The following is a 1249-nucleotide window of genomic DNA, read 5'->3' as shown; positions in this document are numbered from 1 at the left end:
TCATATTCGGGAACGTTCAAAATCGGCGGCGGATATTTTGAAACTGCTCGATCTTATTTTTGAAGGCGGTATAGTTAAACGAAAACTGGTGATGAACGGGCGCGTGGATATTGCACTTTTCTCTACTATTCACCGCGTGCAGCTGCCAAGCGGCAGCTTTTCACCGAAGCAGGTCAGAGCCAGATTTCCACACCTTCATATCGGGAGGTCGGTGCATTCACTGGAGGAAGCGGTTCAAGCAGAAAAGGAAGACGCGGACTACGTGCTGTTCGGCCATGTGTTTGAAACGGATTGCAAAAAGGGTCTTGAAGGCAGAGGAGTATCTTTGCTGTCAGATATCAAACAGCGGATTTCCATCCCGGTTATAGCCATCGGGGGGATGACGCCGGACAGGTTAAGAGACGTAAAACAAGCAGGGGCAGACGGCATCGCTGTTATGTCAGGAATTTTCTCTTCCGCTGAACCTTTGGAAGCAGCCAGACGATATTCCCGCAAGCTAAAGGAGATGCGCTATGAAAAGGCATTATGAAGCAGTGGTGATTGGAGGCGGAATTATCGGTTCCGCAATTGCTTATTATTTGGCAAAGGAAAACAAAAACACCGCATTGTTTGAAAGCAGAACAATGGGCGGCAGAACGACAAGTGCCGCTGCCGGAATGCTGGGCGCCCATGCCGAATGCGAGGAACGTGACGCGTTTTTTGATTTCGCCATGCACAGCCAGCGTCTGTACAAAGGTCTTGGAGAAGAGCTTTATGCATTATCCGGTGTGGATATCAGGCAGCATAACGGCGGTATGTTTAAGCTTGCATTTTCTGAAGAAGATGTGCTGCAGCTGAGACAGATGGACGATTTGGACTCTGTCAGCTGGTATTCAAAAGAAGAGGTGTTAGAAAAAGAGCCGTATGCGTCTGGTGACATCTTTGGTGCATCTTTTATTCAGGATGATGTGCATGTGGAGCCTTATTTTGTTTGCAAGGCATATGTGAAAGCAGCAAAAATGCTTGGGGCGGAGATTTTTGAGCATACGCCCGTCCTGTATGTCGAACGTGACGGTGAAGCCCTGTTCATCAAGACCCCTAGCGGAGACGTATGGGCTAATCATGTTGTCGTTGCCAGCGGGGTGTGGAGCGGAATGTTTTTTAAACAGCTTGGACTTAACAATGCTTTTCTCCCTGTAAAAGGGGAGTGCCTGTCCGTTTGGAATGATGATATCTCGCTGACAAAAACGCTTTACCATGATCACTGCTA

General features: G+C 48.2%; 2 protein-coding genes. Both read left to right on the top strand.

What is annotated here, in order from left to right; all coding sequences use genetic code 11:
- A partial coding sequence (gene tenI / locus ACWHAR_RS21995) for a thiazole tautomerase TenI (RefSeq protein WP_452087826.1) occupies positions 1–529 on the top strand: 529 nt, incomplete at its 5' end.
- Positions 513–1249: FAD-dependent oxidoreductase (locus tag ACWHAR_RS21990; RefSeq protein ID WP_452087825.1), on the top strand; the 737-nt coding region annotated here is incomplete at its 3' end. The genes tenI and ACWHAR_RS21990, both read left to right, overlap by 17 nt.

The sequence above is a fragment of the Bacillus sp. LR--39 genome (genome assembly GCF_053613335.1).
Note: the sequence above shows the minus strand (reverse complement) of the source record. Positions and strands in the feature narration are given on the sequence as shown.